Source organism: Brevibacillus brevis NBRC 100599 (genome assembly GCF_000010165.1).
Classification (GTDB): domain Bacteria; phylum Bacillota; class Bacilli; order Brevibacillales; family Brevibacillaceae; genus Brevibacillus; species Brevibacillus brevis_D.
Map to the genome: position 1 here is coordinate 5,461,095 of NC_012491.1, position 20,038 is coordinate 5,481,132.

Here is a 20,038-nt window from a genome sequence, read left to right on the forward strand (position 1 = left end):
GGAAGGGGCAATGAGGCTGCCCTTCCCCCCTTTTCCTATTGCTAACCGCTACCAGCCGAGCTTATTTTTTGGTATCGTCGATCCACCAGTTCAGGAAGCCAAAGGTCTCCCCATATGGAATCATGGATACTGGTTTAAACTCATCCTTATATTTGACGCGAGAAGTCATGCCTCGTGGCGTTCCGTACTGATACATGAATACGTATGGCAGGTTCGTCGAGATTTCTTTTCCGACTTCTTTATAGATTGCAGCGCGTTCCTCTTGTTTGACCGTAGATACAGCTTTTTCCCAGAGCGCATCCAGCTTCGGATTGTCGTACCAGCCAGCGTTGTTGCCAGGCGGGAATGCCTTTTTCCCGAACGTAGAAATGCCATCCGGATCTGGATCAGACAATTGCCAGCCGAGTAACAGAACCTGGAATTTACCAGGGTTGGCATACTGATCGACAAGAGCCGAGAAGTCTAGTGCTTTTGGCTTCGCTTCAATTCCGATCTCTTTCAGGTTTTGCTGAATAACGACTGCTGCCTGTTCACGGCGACTGTTCCCCGAGTTGAAAATGAATTCAAAGGAGAAGCGATTGCCGTCTTTGGCAAGAATTCCATCTGCCCCGGCTACCCATCCGTCTTCTTTCAGCAATTGTTTAGCTTTCTCTGCACTATATTCGTAATGGACTGCTGCATCGCCCGGGTCTGCCCATGTACCTGGCAGGAACGGTGCATCCATAATTTTTCCGGTTCCTTTCAAGATATTGTCGATAATACCTTGACGATTGATTGCGTGGGCAATGGCCTGACGCGTTTTTTGACCTTCAAACAACCCGTAGTTATTCGGGAAGTTCTTCTTGTCAAAGTTGAAGGCAAAATATTCATAGCTAGGACCTGGCTCCGTCGAAATGTTGATCGTTCCTTTCGCCTTCACCGCTTCGAGCTGCGTGACAGGAATGGAATCTACCAAGTCAACGTCGCCTTTCATCAAAGCCTGTACTTGTGTGTTTTGATCCGCATAGATTTTGTACACAACCTTTTGAATATGCGGCTTCTTTTCACCCCAATAATTTGGGTTAGCATCTAGCACATGGAATTCCTTTTGTTTCCACTCGGTCCATTTGTACGGTCCGGAAGTAGGTGTCTTGGCTGGATCTTTTCCGTAAGAATGTGCTTGCAAATCTTTAAACGGTACGTCTTTCAACACGTGGGCTGGTGCCAACTTTTGCATTAATCCAAAAGCAAATGGAGCGTACAATTGTTTCAATTTGATTTCTACGGTGTAATCATCCAGCTTTTTCATCTCTTTCACTTTGTCGTATTTCGTAATTTCTGGTGATCCAGTCTCAGGAGTTTTGATGGCATTAATGGTAAAAATCAAGTCGTCAGCCGTGATTGGCGTTCCATCGGACCATTTCGCATTATTCTTCATCTTGATGGTATAGGTGAGGCCATCCTCGCTTATTTTCGGCAACTCGGCTGCAAGGGACCAAGGGTAAACTGCTAAATCAAAAGACGGGTTCCGATTGTACAAATACGCCTGAGTGTACTCCATAACGTCCCCGGATGCTGTATCATTCCCGAAAATCGGATTGAGCGTGACGATGTCAGACGTCGTAGAATGCGTAAACGTTCCACCGTCTATTGGTTTCTCATCATCCGTACTGGTCGCCTGAGGAGCCACCTGCTCCACCGGTTTTTTTGTTGGTGCTGGTGTTGTAGTTCCTGGCGAAGCATTGTTCCCGCTTGAGCAACCGACCAATAGCGCGCCGGTTAAAGAGAGCAACGCCAACGGCTTTAACCAACCTCTCCCTTTTTTCAAATCATTTCCCCCTCTTTCACATGTTTTCAAGCCTTTTCCATAACGGGTAATACATCCCAAGGCCTGTCTTTTTAATATTAAATAATTTTCTGTTATTTGAAAATATTTTCCCTTTAAAAGATTTGAAAAAATCAAATGATTTTATATTCTTTTATAAACCTTAATAATAAATCCCCCTTCAAATAAAGGGGGAGCGAACCTATCTGCTCTACACCGTTTGGAACTGCAACAGTTCACGTACAATGACTAGCGCCTTGTCGATATCCGCTGTCTCAATACCAGAATGAGTCACCGCTCGAATTCTGCCGTGACCGAGCTCAGCTACGCGCAGCCCATGTGCTTGCGCTGCTTCTATGAAGGTCTGCCACGTATGGACTGGGTGTTCAATCCGGAAGAACACAATATTGGTCTCTACATCTTCCACATGAGTCACGATTCCTGGAATCTCCGCCAGACCACGTGCCAAGCGTAGGGCGTTAGCGTGATCGACTGCCAATCGATCCGTCATTTGCTGCAAGGCAACCAGGCCTGGCGCTGCAATAATCCCTGCCTGACGCATACCGCCACCCAGCATTTTGCGCAGACGATACACTTTCTGAATAAAGTCTTCTGTTCCGACGACAAGGGAACCAATCGGTGCTGACAACCCTTTCGACAGACATATTTGTACGGAATCCGCATAACGAGCAATCTCAGCCGCATCCACGTCAAGAGCAACAGCCGCATTGAACAAGCGTGCACCGTCCATGTGAACAGGCACCGACTTTTCGTTTGCAAATGCGCGAACCTCTTCCAAATAAGACAGCGGCAGGACACGTCCCCCCATCCGGTTATGCGGGTTTTCCAGGCAGATCAGGGAAGGCAGTGCGAATTGTGGATCCTCTGGCTCCAACGGAAATACCCGCTCCATATCAGCGATGCCCAACCTTCCATCTGGCTGCGTCGGAATCGGCTCGTACATAATGCCACCACACACAGCTGCGCCACCCGCTTCATAGATGTAAATGTCCGTCTCATTGCCTACAATGACTTTGGAACCGCGAGGACAATGCGCCATTAAGGACGCCAGATTGGCCATCGTTCCACTCGGCATGAGAATGGCTGCCTCTTTGCCCAGCTTCCGCGCCGCTTCTTGCTCCAATTGGCGAACCGTAGGATCTTCCCCATACACATCGTCACCGAGTACCGCCCCTTGAATGGCATCCATCATCTGACTTGTCGGCAAAGTGAATGTATCGCTTCTCAATTCTATCAACGGTTTCATACCCCACTCTCCAATTGTTGACCTACTTGTACACTCAGGCTGTCTTTCACCTGCTCGATCAACTCAGCGGTCTCACTGTAATGCTTGCCTTCCACGATGACATAGCCGAGACGATGCGAAAAATTTTGCGGAGGCTGGACGTTTTGTCCGATTTTCGCATGAATCGCCACTTCAGCAATCCCCGGCAGGTTGCGAACGGTATCCATTCCCTTTATCCCGCCAAAGGTGCCCTGACTCTCAGACACGAGAAAATGAATGCCTGCACAGCGTTGCTCTTCGATGGTTTGAGACAATTCTGGCTCAAGTCCAGCCGCACACCGAATCTGTTGCAAAAGCAGATCAATCCCCGTGGATCGGCGAACCAGCTCTGGAATCATTCCTCCGGCAAGCCTTGCGTTGACTTCGATGACAACACAACCTGCTGATGTCCACTTCACTTCCGTATGGGCAGCACCGAACTGGTACTTCACCGCCGCTAATGCCCTTTCCACTGTTCGCTCGATCTCCTGTTTCTCTTCTACGGACAACGGTGCAGGGAAAATATGCCCTGCTTCCACGAAAAATGGATATCCCGTTAACCGTTTCTGGGTAATGCCGATAACAAAGCATTGCCCTTGCCATGAAAACGTCTCCACGCTAAATTCAGGGCCCTCGGCATACTGCTCGAGAAGAACTGTCCGAGCTGTTTCCTGACCGCGCGCATTGTACTTGATGGCAAGGATTTCCGCTGCCATATGCTCCACTTCATCCCAGCTAAAGCACAGCCGCACGTTATTGGACCCGCTATCGTCAGCGGGCTTCACCACGCAGGGCAGAGAAATGGAAGAGCGCGCTTCCAGCAATTGCTCCATAGAGCTTATTGCCAAAAATGTAGGCTGAGACACTTGATGCCTCTGAAGCTTCTCGCGAAATATCGCTTTATTGCGGCAGGCCTCAATTGCCTCCAGCGAATTGCTTATCCAACCGAATTTCCGGGCCAGCTTGGCAACCGATTCGAGGTAATAGTCGCTTGTCGACATGATTCCGGCTATCTCTCTGCCTTCCTTACTCACTTGTGCTACACTGTCAGTCAGCTCTGCCTGGGAATTCGTGTCTGTCACGACTACATGACATTCCAACTCATTCAAACCGTGGTAACGTTCAGGCTTCTCTGTGAAAAATACGGGTGTAAACCCCAATTTACGCGCCTTTTTCATAGCGAGCATACCTGTCCCCGTCGTATTCGCTTCAACGAACAGAAAGTGTTTGTTCATTCGGATACATCCCCATCAATTTAGAATAGGACCAACTAGTCACGACTGTCTTTGGTTCCACACATTGCGGCGTGTCTCGCAGGTTCATCTGCATTAGACCCTTGCTCTCCCGGTAAGAGTGGTTATAGATCGTATCGACATAACGATCCCCTCGATCCGGCAATATGGCGACGATATTACACTCGCTCCCGACCTGGCTCGCTAACCAGTTGGCTACGGCGTACACGGAACCCGAGCTGTTGCCAGCAAAAATATGCTCATTACGGGCCAACTGCAACGTAGCCGCAAATGCCTCAGCATCGTTCAACCAATGCACTTCATCGATCATGGAAAAGTCTACATTCTCGGCGATCAAGCTGTTTCCCAAGCCACCTTGTAGACGCGTCGGCTGATCGGGCTGTCCGAATATCACACTCCCTGCTGCATCAACCGCCACGACGCGCAGCTCCTTATAATCACGCTTCAATTCTCTGGCGGTCCCAGACAAGGAGCCTCCGCTGCCGACTGCACCAACAAGTACGTCAATTCGATCGAGGTCTTGCATCAACTCGGATGCCAGCGCAGCATAGGCACGCGGATTTTCCGGATTATCGTATTGGCGAGGCCAGAACGCTCCTGGATACTCGCTCATTAATTCTTGGAGTCGCTCCAGTCTGGCGCTTTGCCACCCTTGTTTTCCCATCTGCGAAACGACGTGAACGTGGCAGCCAAGCGAGGTCAACTTGGCATAGGTAATCGGGTCAATTCTCGGATCAGTCACGATGTGTACGTCATGCCCCAACTGACGCCCAACCAAGGCCAAGCCGCAAGCCAACGTTCCTGACGAGCTCTCGATAATCGGCATGCCCTCCTGAAGTTCTCCCGACTGTATCGCTGCCAGGATCGACTGCTTGGCTACACGATCCTTCATGCCAAACGGATTCATTAACTCAAGCTTTGCAAATACGGAGCCCACTGCCCTTTCATCAAGCCTCAGCTTGACCAGAGGAGTGTCCCCGATCGTATCTGCCAACTGTTCATACCGCATCTACGCTCACATCCTTCCCTTGCTTGCCAGAAAGAAGCCTCTTCAATACCCTCTCCCGCCTTTCTTCGATCGCCTGCAATTGCCCTTGTCGATCTTGCCATTCCCGTTGCAGCTCCTCTGCATGCTCCCTCTGTGCTGTCAGCATCTGCTGTACTTCCTCCGGGTTCGTGGAGCCCGCTGATTTCTTCGCGTACAAGCCCCCCTGCACATCGAAAGAAGCAGCGAGGAGTGCCGCCGTATCCGGTACTTGAAAGCCTGCTTCCGCGCAAGCCTCGTAGAGTAGCCGTGGATCTCCCGGCTCCGGCGATACACCGTGTTCCAGCGCGCGCACGATGTATATGCCTGCGATTACCTGTGCTGTGCGATACGGAATCTCATGCTCCAGCGTCAGCAAATTCGCAAGGGTAAATCCTCCAAAGAAGTCCCGTTTACATATATGGAGCAAACGATCCTCATTGAATTGCAAATGATCGATCACCGCCTTTAACAGGCGCAAGAGCGTTTTGGTTTGTCGAAACAACGTCAGAAGATGAGTGCCTGCCTCTTTGGACGTCTCTACCAAATTCGTGAAAGCTGTATTGCGCTGACCGAGCACCATATCCATATAAAATCCGGTTAGATGCGCACTCTTCCCCCGGATACGCTCGAGGATCGGGAAGTTTCTTTTCTGTGGCATGGCAGAAGATATTCCGGATAGCTCATCCGGCAATTGGAGGAAGTTCATTTCGCTGCTGCCCCATTGAATCAAATCTGTTGTAAACCGGGAGATCAATACGGAGAAGGTGGACAGCTCTCCTGCCATCCTCAAGACCCACTCCCGAGACGCAACCGCCGACAACGCACTTATCCGAGGCTGTCGAAACCCTAGCAACTTGGACAACCGTTGACGGTCCCACGACAGTTCCACCCCTGCCATGGCCCCTGCCCCAAGCGGGCACTGATTTATTTCGTCATAGATTTGTATCCATCGGTTCATGGCTTGCAAAAATTCACTGTTCATAGAGGAAAGATAGAATCCAGGGGTAATCAATTGTGCGGATTGGTAGTGTGTATATCCCGGCATGGGAACCGAACGATATTGAACAGCCAGTTTATGCATCGATTGAATCAGCTGTCCCAATTCTCCTATTATCTCTAGCCATTGCGTACGACCAAACATCACTTGGGCGCACGCTTGAACATCATTGCGGCTGCGATCCATATGCCAACACGGTACAGGTCTGGGGAGCAAACTTTCCATATAACGCTCGAGGGCAAAAGAGATATCAGACATGTTCCGTCCGGGGTCAGGAGCGATTGTTTCTGGTGTAGCGGTCTGAAGTGCCTGTGCGATAGACAAAGCGTCTTGTCGTGTAATCAAGCCCATCCTGACATATTCCAACAGCATGGCGAATTCAATCTGAATATACCCAGGCAGCAAATGATCGACTTCATATTTGAACTGTGGTTCCAATACTTCATCATGCAAGAGGCGGCTTGGTGTCGAAGCTATACGGCCCGTTAATTTTACACTCATGCAAAAGTACACCTCGCTTCCGACTGAGTAACGATCCAATCAGGAGTTACCCTAAAGAGAGATACCTCCTGATTTTTGTTCCACATATTCGTAGCTTTGTTCTTTTTTCATTCTCAAGTGTGGATTCATCAGCATGAGAACCACAATGAGAAGTCCCGCTCCGCCAATGATTCCAAAGATCGTAAATATGGAAACAAGACCAGTAGTCAAACCTACCAGGAAGACCGAAACAGGCATAGCGCACAGAACCATTACACTAATCAAGCTCGATGCTCTTCCCAAGACTTCTTTGGGCACCATCAAGGTGATCAACGTCCCCATTTTGATATTCACAAATGCGGAGCCTATTCCATTCACAAATACACAAATGACTTGCCAAACAAGCGGAATGCCAAATGCAAACATCCCGATTCCGATGCTGAACAGACTAATGCCGCAGCAAATGTAAATAATCGCATCATATCGATTCAAATAATTAATACAGAGGGACCCAAGCAAAATCCCGATAAAAAAGCTGATCTCGAGCATGGCCAATTCGGTAACATTGGAAACGATCAGTGGCAGCAGGATCGTTTCTGGAGCCGTCAAAAAATTGAGGATGGTAAAATAAATCATGCAGTTTCGCAAAAAGTCATGCTTCGTAATCGCATGGATTCCATCCTTCAAATCCGTCATGATCATCTTGGCTGTAAACTCACTGACAGTAGAAATGACAAGCTCTTTCTCGTTAATCCATAAAATAATCAGTGCACCTAACAAATAGGTGACGACATTCAAAATAAAAGCATATTCCATTCCAAACGCGATCAACCCCGCTGCCAATGCCGGAGCCGCCAGACTGACAATCGTTTGAATCATCTGCGATAAGCTTTGGGCTTGCGTCATATGTTGTTCGGGAACCAGTGTCCGAATCGCTACCGTGAGTGCTGGCCGAAAGAAGGCACTGACTGTGGTCAGCAAAACGGCAATGATGATCAGTGCAGCAGGATGTAGCCTATTAAACAAAAACAACAGAACGATGCACAAAATGAGCGCTGCTCTCAATAAATGCGAAACGACCATGATCCTCTTTTTATTTCCTCGGTCAACAATAACGCCCGCAAACAATCCGAATATGATCAATGGAATGGTCTCCGCTGCCAATAAAATCGACATTAACAAAGGACTTTCCGTCAAAACCTTCATTAGCCAAATAAGCGCTAATCGATACACTCCATCTCCCATATTCGAGACAAATTGCGAAAAGATTAAATAGCGATAACTTTTCAAGCTCAGCAACGCCCGAAAAGATACCTTTTCATTAACGCTTACTGGCTGTTCCATCTCGGTCATCCACTCCCAATACGAACGCTACGTGTGGTACACATGCACTTCTTTATTCAATTCACTTAACCATCTATACCCCAGTTCGAGCTTTTGATAGAAGTCAGGTTCTTCTTTCAACAATAAAATACCGAGGCTGGTCCCGCTGTGTGCCACAACCGTACCTAACCCTCCAATTTTCTCGTTGATCTCCATGACTTCCGGCAATAGCTTCTTGGGCAGAATTTTTTGATTCAAGATCGCACTTCTGGACGACACGGCGCCTATCGTGTGGACATCTCTTTCTCTGATCGCTTTCGTGATTTTTTGCAACAACACGCTGTACTCCATCTTTTCTTCGTGGGTATAAGGCTTTGTTCGCTTATTAAACTCAACAGTATCGATGGTTCCTCCCTCATCAATACTTACAATGCATAATGCCGGGAGTTCCCCGATGTATTCTCGCAATCTGACTTCTTTGTGGTAGTAAGAAACGGAACCCTCATACATCACGCCATCCGTCGGCTCTATACTCGACAAAAACCACTCTAGTAAGGAAGGCTCAATGTTGATAAGAAAACAATCCCCAACCGCTCGGGAGGCAGCCACCAAATCTGCTGATGAGCTTGCCAAGCCTTTTCCAACCTGAAGTTCGGAGTTGATCTCTAAAATTCCACCCGCTGGCAATCCATAGTGTTGAATGATTTTTTCGACCAACCTTTTTGATTTTTGCTTGGAGCTTGGCACGACGACGATCTCCTGTAAGGTTGGAATCGAATAAAAAGTAGCGTAGGATGTATTTTTGATAGGCAAAGTAACCAGAAAATCCAGATTATTTTCCTCAAGAATCCCCTGCAGAAGTTCTCCAAAAGTACCGACAGATACACCGATTCCTACGTCATTCGTATTAGGAAAACGACTAATGGAACTAGTCTTCATCATGCTCATAGTGGCCCCCCGTTTACACGAATATGATTTGGTACTGATTTACATGATGATCGCTTCCGCAGGACGATAGCGTTTCATGAAGTAATCGAAAAATTCAATTTTGTTGAATTGACTTTTATTCGTACTAACAAAGACTCCCATTTGTTTTTCTGGCAGGAACCACATAAATGAGTGAAAGCCGATCACCTCGCCTGCCTTCGCCAAAACATTCTCATGTACGTATTCTGGATGGAATTTTACTGTAAATCCATACCCTGTAGACGTCCCTTTTGGATGAGGGACTGATTTACTGGAGAACATTTTTCCTATCGAATCTGCCTCTAAAATGTTTTCTTTGCCATCAGCACCTTCACCTAAGAGAGCCAGCATGAATGTAGCGATATCATTCCCCGTGGAGAGCATGCTGCCGTCTGGTGAGATTGCAGGGCTGAAATCGTACTTTTGCACCGCCTGATTTTCTAGATCATAGCCTGTAGCCATTTTTGCCTCTAATTCTGGTTGTAGTAGAAAACTGCTGTTTGTCATTTCGAGAGGCGCAAAGAAATGCTCACTTGCAAAATGATCAAAGGAAACGCCCGTAACTCTTTCCACGAGATAACCCGCCAGTATAAAGGCAAAATTCTCGTTCCCAAATTGTTCGCCAGGTTTGTATACCACGGTTGGCATGTATCGGTGAATATACTCTCGTAACGTTAAGGGGTCACGCCCGCCAAAATTATAGCTCTGGTCATTTCCCACATCTGGCGAGTCAAACCCTGTTGTGTAGCTGAGTAAATGTTCTACCGTTAGTGGTCCCTCCACTCTTCTCGGTATTTCAATATCGAGGTATTGCTGAACATCCTCGTTCCATCCAATCAGCCCTTGCTCCACTAGCTTCATAACGGCAGCGACTGTTACGAGCTTGGAAATCGATCCTACCCTGACTACGGTTTCCTCTGCACTCATAGGTACTTTCTCTGATAGATTAGCGTAACCGTAAGCTTTCTTCACTTTCACTTGGCCGTGCTGAACTACCACCGCAATTGCACCAGGAAGATCATTCATCATAGAAGAGTCGAAAAATCCGTCTATCACTGCTTCGAAATCTACATATTCTCCAGCGATTTCATGGTCAGGACTGTTGCGCAATTTCATCATGCAGTGTTGGATGACCTCCATCAGACTATCCTGGAGGCATGCAGTAAGTCGTTCGATGGTATCCGCTTTATACTGTGCCTCGCTATAACCGATCATAAAGTGAAAGCTTCCATTCAACACCACGCACTCAATGTCAATCTTGCATTCCCGAAACTGCTCCAGACTCATTGATTCTCCGCCTGAGAATGTGGACAATTGAATGTCGTCATCCTTTCCCTTCCGATCCATATCAAATTGTCCCAAATAATTAAAGCTGACCTCAGGCTGTACATTCATGGTGGTGTTTGGCGATTTTGCAGACAAATATTTCAATACACCGTAGTGAATCCCTTTATGTGGGATTCCTCGTACCTCTTTTTTGATTTTCGGAATGATAGCTGACGGATTCATTTCATTCCCGACGTCTACCATTACTGGATATTCACTCGTGAACCATCCTACTGTGCGGTTCATGTTCAGATCTGGTAGAATCGACTCCCTACCATGCCCTTCCATATTCAAAGCAAGGCAATCGATATTCGCCCATTTTTTGAAGGCCATTCCAATAGCAGCCAACAATAGTTCATCGATTTCCGTCTGATAGGCACGATTGGCTTGTTTTAGCAACTCCTCGGTTCGCTGCTGATCCATCGTGACCGTTTTGGTCCTGGTTGTTTTCCGAAGCGGTTTTTGCTCATCGTAATCCATTGGCAACGTTTGAGCATCCCTCTCCTCGATTCGATTCCAATATTCACGCTCTTGTTCAAGTCTTTCGCTATTGGCATACTCGTTCAATTGTTGCGCCCACAATTGGAAGGAATCACTTTTTAAAGGCAAACGTATCTCTTCGTTACGAAGGAGCTGCCCATAAGCTGTTTTAAAATCATCGATTAAAATGCGCCATGATACCCCGTCTACGACTAAATGGTGAATAGCAATCAGCAAGTGATCGCCATCCGAGCATCGGAATAACCCCAGCCTCATTAATTGACCATCAAAAATGTTAAGCCTTGATTGAATTTCACTGCATTTCAAGTCCATCGCTTGTTCGAGCTCAGACCCGTTCTTGTCTGGATAGTCCCAAATCTCCAGACTATACATGCCGCTAGTGTTGACGCCTCGATTGTAAGCTTCATAGCCGGTATTGGTCTCGCGGAAAATCATTCGCAGAGCATCATGGTGTTGTACGAGCTTATCGATGACTTTGCGAACCATCCTCTCGTCAAACCGCTCTTTACGGTACAACACAAAGGATTGGTTATAGTGATGGAGATGCTGACTGTGTTCTTGCATCAACCAATGCTGAATCGGTGTCAGTGGTACAACGCCTTCCATATCCTTCTGGTCAATTTTTCGATTCAGCGGTTTCAGTTTTGTACTCAGTTCTGCAATGGTTGGATATTTGAAAAGATCCCGAATTTCCATTTTGTATCCCAAAGCTGCCAATTGCGAGGAGACTTGAATCGATTTGATAGAATCGCCACCGAGCTCAAAGAAGTGATCCCTAATCCCAATCTTTTTCTCATGTAAAATGTCTTGCCACACAGCCACCAATAGCTTCTCGGTGTCCGTATTGGGCTCCACGTATTCCCTTTCACTCTGCAAGACGATGTTGATATCCAGTAGTACTTTTCGATCAATCTTTCCATTCGGCGTTACTGGTATTTCCTCTAGCTGAACAAAATGGGATGGGACCATAAATGCCGGTAACGACTTCCGCAACGACTCCCTCAATACATCCGATTCCACAGCTTTTGCAGCTACATAGAATGCAACCAGCCTTTTTTGACCAGATTCATCCGCTCTTGCGATAACGATCGCCTCGCGAATATCAGCCATTCTTCGTAATTCCGCTTCGATTTCTTCCAATTCGATTCGATTCCCACTTATTTTCACCTGATTATCCCATCGCCCTAAAAATTCAATATCTCCGCTGGGGAGCCATCGCGCCATATCCCCTGTCTTATACATCTTTTCGCCGATACAAAATGGATTGGGAACGAATTTTTGATTCGTCAAATCTGGCTGCTTGAAATATCCTTTTCCTACTCCCATGCCTCCAATATACAGTTCTCCCGGGACACCCACAGGCTGCACATGAAGATTAGCATCCAGAATGTACATCTTCACCCCTGGCAAAGGCTTGCCAATCGGCAAAAATTTGTAATCTTGCTGGTCAACCCTTTCATAATAGGAGGAATCAATAGCTGCCTCCGTCACTCCATAGCAGTTTAAGATTCTCATTGTACTTCCGTATCGATCGACAAGCTTGTGAAAGGCATGTAACGGGCATTGATCCGAGCCAAGAATCAATATTTTCATGAAGTCTATGTTGAGTCCGTTTTCATAGACATAATCCATGAAAGGAAGCACCAGGACGGGAGTCGAATCAAACAAATTAATCTCATGCTTTTCCATCAGGTAATAAAGGCGCTCCAAATCCACTCTCGCATCTTTTGGGCAAATAACCAGCTTCCCACCGTATAACAGACATCTCATATAATCACCAGTAAACACATCAAAAGAAAAACTTGCCCATTGCAAACTCCTGACGGGGAATTCATCTAGCTTGTATTCTTGTTTCCATGCTTGTGCAAGCGAATGAAGCTGACGGTGTTCAATCATGACTCCCTTTGGCGTTCCCGTAGTGCCCGATGTATAAATCACATAAGCAAGCTGATCAAACTGAACAGGTAACCCCAGATTCGTATTCTCCTGATGATAGGACTCCTCATCGTCAAGCATGATCATTTTTTGGTCAGCATTCACTTTATGGCGTACCGACTGATGCAGCAGCAAAACTTCTGCTCCCGAATGTTCCAGCATGTATCGTATGCGCTCTTCTGGATAATCAGGGTCAATCGGGACATAGGCTCCACCCGCTTTCAAAATGGCCAACACGCCAACGACCATCTCTATGGACCGTTCTGCGATGATCCCCACCAATTGATTGGCACGGACGCCCTCAGCTACCAATGTCCGCGCCAGCTGATTGACCCGTTTATTCAGTTCTGAATATGACAGTTCTTGCTCTTCAAAAGCGAGAGCAATTCGATCCGGGGTTCTCTCCGTTTGCTCCTCGAATAATTCGATAATCGTTTTATGCTCATCCCCATTGGTAAAAGAGACTTCCTTATAGGCAGAGATCATTGCCTGTTTTTCTTCCACGGACAATAATTCGATATGCTTGAAATGAATATCTGGTTGATTGGCTACCTGTTCGATGATGTTGCCCAAATATCCGAGCATCCGTTGCACCGTTTCTGGCTTAAATAAATCCGTGCGATATTCAACAGTCAAACCAGCGCCATGTTCCAGATCCATGCATACGAGCGATAAATCAAAATTCGTCATGGAATTATAGGATTCAACGGCTGTCATTTCCAAACCGCTTATTATATTTTCCTCTTCTACCTTCTCTATATATTGGAACATAAAAGAAAAAATAGGATTGCGGCTGACATCTCTTTCCGGGTTAATTTTTTCGACCAATTTATCGAATGGATAGTCATGATGCATGTAAGACTCCAGTGCTTGCTGTCTCCAAACGTGCAACGCCTCGATGAAGGTATGCTCCTGATTGACTTCCAGTCTCAACGGGAGTGTGTTAATAAAAAATCCAATGACCTGCTCAATATCCATGTGATTCCGGCCAGCTTCCGGAGTACCGATGATGATATCCTGTTGATTGGTCAGCTTGGACAGCCAAATGCCTATCGTTGATAAAATCACCATAAACATGGAGGCATCATGCTGCTGCGCAATCTCTCGCATTCGACCAAACGTTTTTTCCGAAATCGGATAAGATTCCAGTGCCGAAAAATACGTTTGTACAGGCTGGCGCTGAAAATCTGTCGGCAAGTCCAATACGGGAATCTCTTTTTCAAATGTCTTCAGCCAATACGCTTCTGATTCTCCCAACTCTCCATGATGAATGGAATGATTTTGCCAGACTGCGTAATCTTTATACTGGATGTTCAATTCCGGCAATACGGGCTCTATTCCTTGATGCAAAGATTCGTAGATGGTGCCCAAATCCTTCATCAAGATCCCCCATGACCATTGATCACTGATCATGTGATGCATGTTCATTAGCAATACGTATTTTTCTTCCGCAGCCTTGCATAACTTCACACGAAACAATGTATCCCTTTCAAAATCAAAGCTGGTTTCCGTCTCTTTTTGGATAACCAGATCAATTGCTTCTTGCTTCGACGCTTCGGACTCCTTGGAAAGATCGACAAATGCATAGGTGAAGTCATTACCCGGCAGCACCTGTTGAACGGGGCGTCCGTCTCTTAACAAGAATTTTGTTCGCAACACTTCATGTCTTTTCACCAGTAACCCAAAGGCCTGATGCAAAATACGTTCATTCAACGGTCCCGTGACATGGTAGATCGTCGGCATATTATAAGCCGTATTCTCGGGCTCTAGCTGCTGAATGAAAAACAGTCTCCTCTGCGCATGTGACACCGGGTAATACACTTGTTCATCTGCCTTGGGGATCATTAATCGCTCCTGTTGCGTTTGGAGCTCTCCTATGGACTGCGCTTCTTCGTGATGAAACAGGGAGGACAACTCCCGAATGGTTCGATGCTCGAATAAGTCCTTGATGGTAACTTCTATGCCCATCTCTCTTTTCATGCGCAAGCGAACCTGGATGGTTTTCATGGAATGCCCGCCAAGCTGGAAAAAGTCATCGTCGATCCCGATGTCCTCTACGTTTAGCACGGTACGCCAGATAGCTGCCAAGCTTTGTTCCAGCTCATTGCGCGGAGCGACAAATGCTTCCGACTTCTTTTGAATCACGTTTGTCTCTGGCAATGCTTTTTTGTCTACTTTTCCGTTGCGATTCAGTGGCATCGCATCCAGAATGACGATACGCTCTGGAATCATATACTCCGGCAAAATCGTTCTAAGATAAGCCTGCAGCTCCTGTTCGCTCTGCTGTTCATGCATGACCACATAGCAAACAATGCGGGTCTGCCCATGTTCATCCTCTCGTGTAACTGCTACACACTGTCTCACCAGCGTGTGACGTAAAAGGGCGTTTTCTATCTCGCCGAGCTCGATGCGATGTCCGCGTACTTTTACCTGAAAATCAGCACGCGTAACAAATAGGAGTCTCCCATTTGGCAAAAAACGTCCCAAATCGCCTGTCTTATACAACCGTTCCGTTCTGCCCTGCAAAAATGGATTTTCTGAATAGGCTAGCGCTGTGCGTTCAGCATCATGGAGATACCCCCGCCCTACACCAATTCCAGAAATGTAGATTTCCCCGACACAACCAACCGGAACGGGGCGCATCCATTTGTCCAGTACATAGTGCTTCATATTGGCGATGGAGCTTCCCAAGGCTACATAAGGATAATCATCATGGGCATACGAACGATCAATGATTTCATGCATCGTATCATCTGAGCACTCCGTTGCTCCATACGTGTTTACTACGGTCACATCCGGATACAGGTCTTGCCACTTTTTGCACAGCGTTACTGGCAATCCCTCTCCTGTAGAAATCATGTATTGCAATTGAGGCAAAGCGTGCTGTTCCGGTGGAAGAGTCAGGGCAGCATTGTGTAAAGCTTCAATCATCGCTGGTACCATCTGAACCACGGTGACACCATCTCGATTCAAGGCTTGAAGCAATGCATCCGGATCAGTAGCCGTCTCGTTGTCGTAAATCACAAGCTTTCCCCCTGCCATCAAGGGAGCGAGGAACTGCCAAACAGAAATATCAAAGCAATGGGAAGCATTCTGCATGACGATGCTGTCTGAATTCAATCCAAGGACATCCATTTTGGCGTAAAGATGATTCAGCATGCCACTATGCTCGATCATTGCCCCTTTTGGCATACCAGTGGAGCCTGAGGTAAAGAAGACGTTTGCCAAATCATCATGCGCATTGATGATGTCTGGATTCGATGTATCCGCCGCTCGCAAAGAAGAGATGTCTGCGCTTGACCCGTCCCCCTTGTTCAGGCAAAACACGACCGGCTTGTGCTCCGATCTATCTGCCAAGGTCATACTCCGCGCTTGGAAACTCGCCTCAGTCAGTAAGACCTTCGCCTTGCTGTTATCAAGGATGGTAAGAAGACGTTGATCGGGATGGGCTGTATCAAGCGGCACATAGGCCCCTCCTGCTTTCAGCACAGCCAAAATGCCAATCAGCATGTCAATGCTTCTCTCTGCAAATAGGCAAGCAAGATCATTTCGGCCAAATCCTTGTTTTCGCAGCCAGTGCGCCAAGCGGTTCGAACCCTCATTCAATTCCCGGTAGGTGATGGATTGCTTCCAATCGATAGCAGCAACAGCGTCAGGATTGCGCCCCGCCTGCTCTTCTATCACTTGCTGTGCAAATCGCTCCATGCTGCGATTCGACTTCGCAAAGTTGCCCATCACCTCAGTCATCATCCCTTGCTCTTCATCCGTCACGATGTTCAGATTGCTGATATTCCTGTCTGCCCCTTGGCAAATCTGCTCGAGCATATGGATGTAATGGGATTGCAGCCGTTCCAGATCGCTCTTGGAGGACGCATTCTCATGGAAGAATTGAATCTTTAAGGACTGCCCGACCGTTATGACTATCTCCACTGTTTGGAGGCCGCCGCGATAAAGCATGGTAGATTCCTTGTGATCTTCTACACCATTTCGTATTGTCAGTGTCGTTCCAAATACAGGATCCGTTTCGCGTACACCTGCATAGTTACGGATCATGTCTAGTGTGGCCCTTTCATGTTGCTGCAATTGTTCCCAGCCTTCCTGGACTTCCTTTACCACATCACGCACTTTTTGATTCGCATGCACGGTCAGGAAGACAGGTAAGCTGTGAGCCAGTGGCCCAATAATGGTATTCGCCTCTTTCCATGCTTCGGGTCTGCCAGAGACGGTAACGCCAATGACCATTTTGTCCTCGCCACTGTACATATTCTCCAAGAGCAGCCAAGCAACCTGAAAAATTGCCTCTACGGATACTCGCTGCTCGAATGCCATCCTTTTGATCGACGTGGTGAACGCTTCGGAAAGAACCGCGTTGCAACTGATCAAATGACTTGCTTCCTTCTGTGCCCCTTGTACCGGATAAAACACAGTCTCGCTTTCATAGCCTTGGAATTGATTTGTCCAAAAGCTTTTGACTTTGGAGCCATCTTGGCTTGATTCCCAAGCAACGTACTCTTTGAATGAGGCTCGCTGGTCAACAGATGGCTGAGTACCCCGTACCCGTTTCAGCCATTCCGCTACAAGAAGCTCGCGACTGGCATCGTCCATACATAATGCATGATGGGTCCAGATGAGGACGGCTTGGTTGGGGTCCATCTGCAAAATCGATACCCGGATTAATGGCCCCTCCTCATACGCAATGGGCTCCTGATGGGATGTAAGCGTAGAGAGATACACTTGCTCTTGCTGTTCAGGAGATAATTCCCGTACATCATGCCAGTCAATGGGGATGGGGAGCTCCTTCAATACGACTTGTACATGTTTATTTTTGAGCTGGCGGCAAACCGTTCGCATCACCGGCGTCTCGCTGACTAATTCCTTCCACATTTCCTGAACGCTTTCCGGTTCGAGACGGTGCTCGATGAGATAGCGCATGGTTGTCATCTTGTCAGGGCGTAATAATTCCTTTTGCACCATGGAAAGCTCTATGACTTCCAGTACGTTCTCTTTTGTTAAATGCTTCAAGCCAGTCCACCTCTTTCGCTACAGAAATAATTGTTCAAAATCATCACTGGTCAGGAATTGGCTGTTTAGATGACTGACAATCTCGCGGATTCTTTGATGCGGCTCGGCTGTCACACTTTCCAACAAGTATGCATAATGGGTGCAAATCCGTTGCACTGTCTCCTTCTTGAATACATTCGCACGATAGGTAATGGTGCCATTTATGTGATCGTTAGTTTCAAGGATGCGGAATTGAAAATCAATCGTGGAGGGATATTCGTTCTCATTCATTTCAAATAAGAGTTGGGGCTCATGAGGTTTAGGAAAGGAAGCTTGCTGATAGTGGGCTTCTTTTAACTTGCTCTGTACTTGCAAAACCAAATCGCCAAATAGTGGATTGCCGGATAGATCCGCTCGTAAAAGCAAGGCGCTTGGGGCATCCTCGCACTCATCCCGCCCCGCACGAAATGCCAAAGTCAAATCCTCCATCTCGGTTTCTGCATACAAAAGTACGAGAAATGCAGTCATGAATATCGCATAGGAAGAGGTATCCCAAACTTCCACGAGTTGAGCGATCCCATTTTCCTGCATGCATAACCATTCAAACGTCTCTTGCTCGAATTTCATAGAGTCGGTAGAGACCGGAGTGACGTCCTCTGGCAATATCTTGAGGGAAGGCAAATGAGCTAGGCTTTTCATCCAATCATTGGGCTGACCTGCATATACAAGGATGGTTTCTCCGTCATTTTTCAAAAGAGAAAGACTGGTGCGTTCAAAGTCGGCAACCCATGTGGCAATGGTTTCTTCATCCAAAATATCCGAATTGTATTCGAATCCTGCCAGAATATCATGATGGTTGTCCTTTTCAACGACCAAACACAAATCATACTGGGATACATTTTTTCCAATCGGATAGGTGCTTACGGTAAGACCATTACTATCAAACGTATTTTGGGCATTGCCCAGCATAATCGCTGCATTTTGCTTAATCGCTTTTTGATGGACGAAAGCCGTTGAAAAAAAGGACGCATATTTTCTATCGCGCTGATATTGCAACTCAGCTGCTATCAAAGAAATGGGATAGTTTTGATACTGTGAACATACAGACAACTCTTCATCGATCTGCTTTGCCAACTCACGTAGCGAGCTGTTCTTTGGAATTTTGATTCGCAGAGGAAGCATCACCATACACGGTCCCATGATCGTATGAAACTCTCTTTTTGGTCTGCCGTATCTCGGTACGCCAACAATGATGTCGTCTTGCCCAGTTATCCGATAAAGAAAAGTACTAAAAAGGGATAAATAAATGACATCGGTAGGATATTTGTTCTGTTTATGATAAGCAATCAACGCATCCCGAAGTTCGGGGGTAAACGTAAAGAATGCTATCCCGCCTTTAAACGAAGGGGTACTCGGACGTTTTTTATCTGCCGGTAATTCAAACCTCTCAAGAGTTCCGCCCAATTTCTTTTTCCAAAACACTCTCGCAGCCTCGCCTTCTTGGCTGGCTATGTACTTCTGTTCCCACTCCACAAAGTCTGCGTATTGGTGTATTTGTGGTTGCAACTCGTGAACATTGCCCGTGATCAGTAGTTGGTAGATCATCGTAAATTCATCGAGCGTGAGTGAGACACTCCACCCATCAAAACAGATATGGTGAAACTTGAAACTTAATATACTGCCGCTTTCTTTATAATCCAGCAATCTGCAACTGAATAACGGCCCTTCTTCCAGCGCAAAAGGCTTGCTAAACTCTTGATGAAAATAGTCTCTAATCATCGTATCGTCCCAAGTAGCGGAAGACACATGTTCAAAATCCAATACGGGCTCGCTATATACTTTCTGGATGGGCTCGTCTTCCAAAACAAAAATGGATCGATAGATTTCATGGCGTTTCACGATCTCGTAAAGAGCACGGAGCGTAACCGATACATCCAATCGACTTTCGAATCGGAACAAATACTGCTCCTGATAATAGGGACTCATTGGATAGACCAAATCGTGAAGATAGTAATCTTTTTGAGCCTCAGATAGAGGGATGGTTTTGACAAAGGTTTTATCCATCATTCGTAGTCTCCCCGATACGCAAATGCATAATGGTTGGGCATGCGGCTCTCACCAACATGCCCCAACAGCCATA

At 46.8% G+C, this 20,038-nt stretch carries 9 protein-coding genes; all 9 read right to left on the reverse strand.

The genetic code is table 11. The features are described from left to right. Nucleotides 1-61: 61 nt before the first annotated feature. On the reverse strand, nucleotides 62-1,807 hold the full coding sequence (locus tag BBR47_RS25945; protein ID WP_041749662.1) for a peptide-binding protein: 1,746 nt from the start codon (nucleotides 1,805-1,807) through the stop codon (nucleotides 62-64). A gap of 208 nt (nucleotides 1,808-2,015) precedes the next feature. Then, nucleotides 2,016-3,071 carry a low-specificity L-threonine aldolase gene (gene ltaE / locus BBR47_RS25950; protein ID WP_015893419.1) on the reverse strand — a complete coding sequence of 352 codons (1,056 nt, stop codon included), beginning with the start codon at nucleotides 3,069-3,071 and terminating at the stop codon, nucleotides 2,016-2,018. Continuing rightward, nucleotides 3,068-4,324: an ATP-grasp domain-containing protein gene (locus BBR47_RS25955; RefSeq protein WP_015893420.1), complete on the reverse strand. Its 1,257-nt coding sequence runs from the start codon at nucleotides 4,322-4,324 to the stop codon at nucleotides 3,068-3,070. The genes ltaE and BBR47_RS25955 overlap by 4 nt, the downstream gene beginning before the upstream one ends. Then, nucleotides 4,299-5,351 carry a PLP-dependent cysteine synthase family protein gene (locus tag BBR47_RS25960; RefSeq protein ID WP_015893421.1) on the reverse strand — a complete coding sequence of 351 codons (1,053 nt, stop codon included), beginning with the start codon at nucleotides 5,349-5,351 and terminating at the stop codon, nucleotides 4,299-4,301. The genes BBR47_RS25955 and BBR47_RS25960 overlap by 26 nt, the downstream gene beginning before the upstream one ends. Further along, complete coding sequence (locus tag BBR47_RS25965; RefSeq protein WP_015893422.1) at nucleotides 5,341-6,867, reverse strand: argininosuccinate lyase; 1,527 nt, start codon at nucleotides 6,865-6,867, stop codon at nucleotides 5,341-5,343. Before BBR47_RS25965 ends, BBR47_RS25960 begins: the two co-directional genes overlap by 11 nt. 51 nt (nucleotides 6,868-6,918) lie before the next feature. After that, on the reverse strand, nucleotides 6,919-8,190 hold the full coding sequence (locus BBR47_RS25970) for an MFS transporter (RefSeq protein ID WP_015893423.1): 1,272 nt from the start codon (nucleotides 8,188-8,190) through the stop codon (nucleotides 6,919-6,921). Nucleotides 8,191-8,217: 27 nt separating this feature from the next. Then, the gene (locus BBR47_RS25975) at nucleotides 8,218-9,117 is read right to left on the reverse strand and encodes a kinase (protein ID WP_041749663.1); all 900 of its coding nucleotides are present in this window, start codon (nucleotides 9,115-9,117) and stop codon (nucleotides 8,218-8,220) included. Nucleotides 9,118-9,156: 39 nt separating this feature from the next. Next, the gene (locus BBR47_RS25980) at nucleotides 9,157-17,919 is read right to left on the reverse strand and encodes a non-ribosomal peptide synthetase (RefSeq protein WP_015893425.1); all 8,763 of its coding nucleotides are present in this window, start codon (nucleotides 17,917-17,919) and stop codon (nucleotides 9,157-9,159) included. Between the two features lie 18 nt (nucleotides 17,920-17,937). Next, nucleotides 17,938-19,965, reverse strand: coding sequence for a condensation domain-containing protein (locus BBR47_RS25985; protein ID WP_041749664.1), 2,028 nt, complete (start codon nucleotides 19,963-19,965; stop codon nucleotides 17,938-17,940). Nucleotides 19,966-20,038: the final 73 nt, after the last annotated feature.